Raw genomic sequence first — 6,075 nt, 5'->3', positions numbered from 1 at the left:
TAGCCTTAATTAAGCTCTGTAACTCGGTTTTAGGTATCGTAACGGTTTCATACTCTTTCCGGTCTGATGGATCAATTTCGGAAAGGGAATCTAACTGATGTGCTATTTCTAAAACCTCTTCTTTAATCGGTAAAGGAATTTTTATTACCGTAATTGGTTTTAGATTCCAATTACTAGGGCGACCGCTTCCCTCACGGTATCCACCACGATTAGATTGTGCCATGCCTGGTTTTCGTAACGTTATCTAAAATCTAACATAGATTACGTTTGACACTGCAATTCATGCTCATATTGCCAGACTTTGAACAAATTTAGGTCGGTAGACGTGAGGCGATCGCGTCCGGTCTGCATTAGACCGGCAACGATACCCCTAACCACCACTTCTGATCCAAATACCAGTGACATCCCAGCTAGGGTTTTACTCCAGGCCGATCGCATCCATTGCCGTCTACGTTCCAAAGTTTGGGGCTTTCGCGGCACTGGCAGACGGATAGAGCCAATAGCGGCTTTGAACGCCTCCCACCAGGGCAGCAAGCAGTAGCTACTAAAAGAGCGTCGCCCCTCCCCAACCTCGCAAAACTCGATTGAGCCAACTACCGCCTGGGCCACAAACTCGTAGGGGAGTTCTGCCCATGGGCAGTCTATGAACTGGCAAGCGTGAGCATGGGCTACTTCGTCCTTAAATTCAATCTCCCAGCGGATTGCATCTATCTCGCCCTTGGATTCCTTAGCCTTGTCGTAGACCCTGAGAAGTTTGTCACTGAACCTAGATCCAAACGTTACCGTGAGCGAGCCATCCGCAGCATCACCACTAAACCGTGGCGGCCGCTTAAACCTGGCAAACTGACGGGCAAAACCAGCCTGTAGCACCTGATAGGGCGTAACTGCCTTACTGTAATCGTCTAGGGCAAAGTCTAAGCGGGTTGTCTTGACCCCATAATCCAAAATCAAAATCCTGAGGAGGCACTGCACGGCCTCAGGTTCCATGTAACTCAGGTATGACCCCTTTATACAAATCCATCCCTTACCAGGGCGATCTTCTGATGGATCATCCCAGGCCCACATCAATCCGTAGGCAGACCGGCCATGATGTTCCCATCGCTTACCAGAGTGAAATGGATCTCCCTCATGCAAAATCTGATCGCCGTCTAACATGATCAGCTTTTTCATTGCTGAGAGGGTTTCAAGATTCTCTAGAACAAACGTCCCCTGGAACCAATCAATTCGACTGCTAAAATTCTCTGATAAATGGTATCCGTGTGATACAAAATTGCATTCTGACCCCCTGTTAGTAGGGGGGGTTAACCCAGAATCATATATTTCTCTAAAGGGAGAAACTATATTAGGAAGTCTAATTGGTTGGGTATTGGAATTTAAGTTAATCACGATAAAATAGGGATAGATATTTTTTGTTTTTTTGGGAAGGCCGTTATCGCGGCCTTCTTTTATTTTTATCACAGCAAATCTAGACAAATAGAGCTAACCGCTAGGTAGATAAGACAGGCATCAGCGATCGGGTATAAGTCAGAGCTATCTATCGCCCTATCACATAAGAGGTTTATCTAACATTACCGTTAGAGAAAAAGCTCAATGATAAGTCTACTTATACTTTTCTCTCACAAAAGCTACCGCGTGGTAGGCTGACTCATCAGTTTTTCTAATAGGTTATTTCCATACCTTTCTCAGAAAATAACCAGGAAATGCGATCAACCTGGAAAACTTCAACGCCAGGCGGCCAAGGCTCAAAACACTTATTCGCTCGGCCCGACCCCTATAGGGTTCGTGCGTCATCCCCCAGATTACACGAGGGGCTTTGCCCCTCAGGACTCCCCAGGATTTTGACCAAGCGATAGCCAGGGGCCAAACAAAACCCAGGCAGGGGATTCGCAGTGAATAGCCTTACCTGGGCCTGTTTTAGCTTTCGCCTGGCCTACGTTGCTTCCCAGCAGAGCGTATTACTATCAGTTTATCACCTCAGAAATAAATTTATTGATATATTTGCTATTTCTATCAATAATCAATTCAGAAAAAGAAGGTCTTATAATAGCCAAATCTGCCGGCAGATTCTTGCCCATACTGGCTTTAAGCAACTTCCCTCAATTCGCCTGGGACAAAATCCAATAGGGATATTTGACGATTATTCCGCGTTTCAATTCGTTCCATTGTCGGTATATGAGCTTCTAACTTTGTCCACGTTAGGCAGTCTTTACAGAATAAAGGATAGCCTTCATATTCAAGATAGCAACTCCTACAACGCTTATAGGGGCATATTAAATTAGTTTGCATCATAATAACGATAAAGCATAATCGACTTGTTCTTTTTCGCTTAATTTATTATAAACTGCACAGTTTAAGTTAGATCGAGAGTAGCTAGAATCTAGCCTATCGTAAAGAATTGTTAAGGCTTTACGAATTGCCGCTTGGTCACGTTTATCTCTATTGATTTTTGGATCTGACCAAATAGCCTTAATTAAGCTCTGTAACTCGGTTTTAGGTATCGTAACGGTTTCATACTCTTTCCGGTCTGATGGATCAATTTCGGAAAGGGAATCTAACTGATGTGCTATTTCTAAAACCTCTTCTTTAATCGGTAAAGGAATTTTTATTACCGTAATTGGTTTTAGATTCCAATTACTAGGGCGACCGCTTCCCTCACGGTATCCACCACGATTAGATTGTGCCATGCCTGGTTTTCGTAACGTTATCTAAAATCTAACATAGATTACGTTTGACACTGCAATTCATGCTCATATTGCCAGACTTTGAACAAATTTAGGTCGGTAGACGTGAGGCGATCGCGTCCGGTCTGCATTAGACCGGCAACGATACCCCTAACCACCACTTCTGATCCAAATACCAGTGACATCCCAGCTAGGGTTTTACTCCAGGCCGATCGCATCCATTGCCGTCTACGTTCCAAAGTTTGGGGCTTTCGCGGCACTGGCAGACGGATAGAGCCAATAGCGGCTTTGAACGCCTCCCACCAGGGCAGCAAGCAGTAGCTACTAAAAGAGCGTCGCCCCTCCCCAACCTCGCAAAACTCGATTGAGCCAACTACCGCCTGGGCCACAAACTCGTAGGGGAGTTCTGCCCATGGGCAGTCTATGAACTGGCAAGCGTGAGCATGGGCTACTTCGTCCTTAAATTCAATCTCCCAGCGGATTGCATCTATCTCGCCCTTGGATTCCTTAGCCTTGTCGTAGACCCTGAGAAGTTTGTCACTGAACCTAGATCCAAACGTTACCGTGAGCGAGCCATCCGCAGCATCACCACTAAACCGTGGCGGCCGCTTAAACCTGGCAAACTGACGGGCAAAACCAGCCTGTAGCACCTGATAGGGCGTAACTGCCTTACTGTAATCGTCTAGGGCAAAGTCTAAGCGGGTTGTCTTGACCCCATAATCCAAAATCAAAATCCTGAGGAGGCACTGCACGGCCTCAGGTTCCATGTAACTCAGGTATGACCCCTTTATACAAATCCATCCCTTACCAGGGCGATCTTCTGATGGATCATCCCAGGCCCACATCAATCCGTAGGCAGACCGGCCATGATGTTCCCATCGCTTACCAGAGTGAAATGGATCTCCCTCATGCAAAATCTGATCGCCGTCTAACATGATCAGCTTTTTCATTGCTGAGAGGGTTTCAAGATTCTCTAGAACAAACGTCCCCTGGAACCAATCAATTCGACTGCTAAAATTCTCTGATAAATGGTATCCGTGTGATACAAAATTGCATTCTGACCCCCTGTTAGTAGGGGGGGTTAACCCAGAATCATATATTTCTCTAAAGGGAGAAACTATATTAGGAAGTCTAATTGGTTGGGTATTGGAATTTAAGTTAATCACGATAAAATAGGGATAGATATTTTTTGTTTTTTTGGGAAGGCCGTTATCGCGGCCTTCTTTTATTTTTATCACAGCAAATCTAGACAAATAGAGCTAACCGCTAGGTAGATAAGACAGGCATCAGCGATCGGGTATAAGTCAGAGCTATCTATCGCCCTATCACATAAGAGGTTTATCTAACATTACCGTTAGAGAAAAAGCTCAATGATAAGTCTACTTATACTTTTCTCTCACAAAAGCTACCGCGTGGTAGGCTGACTCATCAGTTTTTCTAATAGGTTATTTCCATACCTTTCTCAGAAAATAACCAGGAAATGCGATCAACCTGGAAAACTTCAACGCCAGGCGGCCAAGGCTCAAAACACTTATTCGCTCGGCCCGACCCCTATAGGGTTCGTGCGTCATCCCCCAGATTACACGAGGGGCTTTGCCCCTCAGGACTCCCCAGGATTTTGACCAAGCGATAGCCAGGGGCCAAACAAAACCCAGGCAGGGGATTCGCAGTGAATAGCCTTACCTGGGCCTGTTTTAGCTTTCGCCTGGCCTACGTTGCTTCCCAGCAGAGCGTATTACTATCAGTTTATCACCTCAGAAATAAATTTATTGATATATTTGCTATTTCTATCAATAATCAATTCAGAAAAAGAAGGTCTTATAATAGCCAAATCTGCCGGCAGATTCTTGCCCATACTGGCTTTAAGCAACTTCCCTCAATTCGCCTGGGACAAAATCCAATAGGGATATTTGACGATTATTCCGCGTTTCAATTCGTTCCATTGTCGGTATATGAGCTTCTAACTTTGTCCACGTTAGGCAGTCTTTACAGAATAAAGGATAGCCTTCATATTCAAGATAGCAACTCCTACAACGCTTATAGGGGCATATTAAATTAGTTTGCATCATAATAACGATAAAGCATAATCGACTTGTTCTTTTTCGCTTAATTTATTATAAACTGCACAGTTTAAGTTAGATCGAGAGTAGCTAGAATCTAGCCTATCGTAAAGAATTGTTAAGGCTTTACGAATTGCCGCTTGGTCACGTTTATCTCTATTGATTTTTGGATCTGACCAAATAGCCTTAATTAAGCTCTGTAACTCGGTTTTAGGTATCGTAACGGTTTCATACTCTTTCCGGTCTGATGGATCAATTTCGGAAAGGGAATCTAACTGATGTGCTATTTCTAAAACCTCTTCTTTAATCGGTAAAGGAATTTTTATTACCGTAATTGGTTTTAGATTCCAATTACTAGGGCGACCGCTTCCCTCACGGTATCCACCACGATTAGATTGTGCCATGCCTGGTTTTCGTAACGTTATCTAAAATCTAACATAGATTACGTTTGACACTGCAATTCATGCTCATATTGCCAGACTTTGAACAAATTTAGGTCGGTAGACGTGAGGCGATCGCGTCCGGTCTGCATTAGACCGGCAACGATACCCCTAACCACCACTTCTGATCCAAATACCAGTGACATCCCAGCTAGGGTTTTACTCCAGGCCGATCGCATCCATTGCCGTCTACGTTCCAAAGTTTGGGGCTTTCGCGGCACTGGCAGACGGATAGAGCCAATAGCGGCTTTGAACGCCTCCCACCAGGGCAGCAAGCAGTAGCTACTAAAAGAGCGTCGCCCCTCCCCAACCTCGCAAAACTCGATTGAGCCAACTACCGCCTGGGCCACAAACTCGTAGGGGAGTTCTGCCCATGGGCAGTCTATGAACTGGCAAGCGTGAGCATGGGCTACTTCGTCCTTAAATTCAATCTCCCAGCGGATTGCATCTATCTCGCCCTTGGATTCCTTAGCCTTGTCGTAGACCCTGAGAAGTTTGTCACTGAACCTAGATCCAAACGTTACCGTGAGCGAGCCATCCGCAGCATCACCACTAAACCGTGGCGGCCGCTTAAACCTGGCAAACTGACGGGCAAAACCAGCCTGTAGCACCTGATAGGGCGTAACTGCCTTACTGTAATCGTCTAGGGCAAAGTCTAAGCGGGTTGTCTTGACCCCATAATCCAAAATCAAAATCCTGAGGAGGCACTGCACGGCCTCAGGTTCCATGTAACTCAGGTATGACCCCTTTATACAAATCCATCCCTTACCAGGGCGATCTTCTGATGGATCATCCCAGGCCCACATCAATCCGTAGGCAGACCGGCCATGATGTTCCCATCGCTTACCAGAGTGAAATGGATCTCCCTCATGCAAAATCTGATCGCCGTCTAAC

The 6,075-nt window shown here is 45.4% G+C and carries 5 protein-coding genes and 1 pseudogene; all 6 read right to left on the bottom strand.

Going from position 1 to position 6,075, the window contains the following annotated elements:
• A pseudogene (locus L3556_RS12415) lies at positions 1–223 on the bottom strand (hypothetical protein); the annotation flags it as partial.
• A 38-nt stretch (positions 224–261) separates the two neighbouring features.
• Complete coding sequence (locus L3556_RS12410) at positions 262–1,170, bottom strand: replication initiation factor domain-containing protein (RefSeq protein ID WP_277867657.1); 909 nt, start codon at positions 1,168–1,170, stop codon at positions 262–264.
• Positions 1,171–2,285: 1,115 nt separating this feature from the next.
• Complete coding sequence (locus L3556_RS12405) at positions 2,286–2,684, bottom strand: hypothetical protein (RefSeq protein WP_277867656.1); 399 nt, start codon at positions 2,682–2,684, stop codon at positions 2,286–2,288.
• A gap of 38 nt (positions 2,685–2,722) precedes the next feature.
• Positions 2,723–3,631: a replication initiation factor domain-containing protein gene (locus L3556_RS12400; RefSeq protein WP_277867657.1), complete on the bottom strand. Its 909-nt coding sequence runs from the start codon at positions 3,629–3,631 to the stop codon at positions 2,723–2,725.
• 1,115 nt (positions 3,632–4,746) lie between these two features.
• Positions 4,747–5,145, bottom strand: a complete 399-nt coding sequence (locus tag L3556_RS12395; RefSeq protein WP_277867656.1) for a hypothetical protein — start codon at positions 5,143–5,145, stop codon at positions 4,747–4,749.
• 38 nt (positions 5,146–5,183) lie between these two features.
• Positions 5,184–6,075: replication initiation factor domain-containing protein (locus L3556_RS12390; protein ID WP_277867655.1), on the bottom strand; the 892-nt coding region annotated here is incomplete at its 5' end.

This window comes from Candidatus Synechococcus calcipolaris G9 (genome assembly GCF_029582805.1).
GTDB lineage: Bacteria > Cyanobacteriota > Cyanobacteriia > Thermosynechococcales > Thermosynechococcaceae > Synechococcus_F > Synechococcus_F calcipolaris.
The sequence above is the reverse complement of the archived record's forward strand: the minus strand, read 5'-3'. Positions and strand labels throughout refer to the sequence as shown.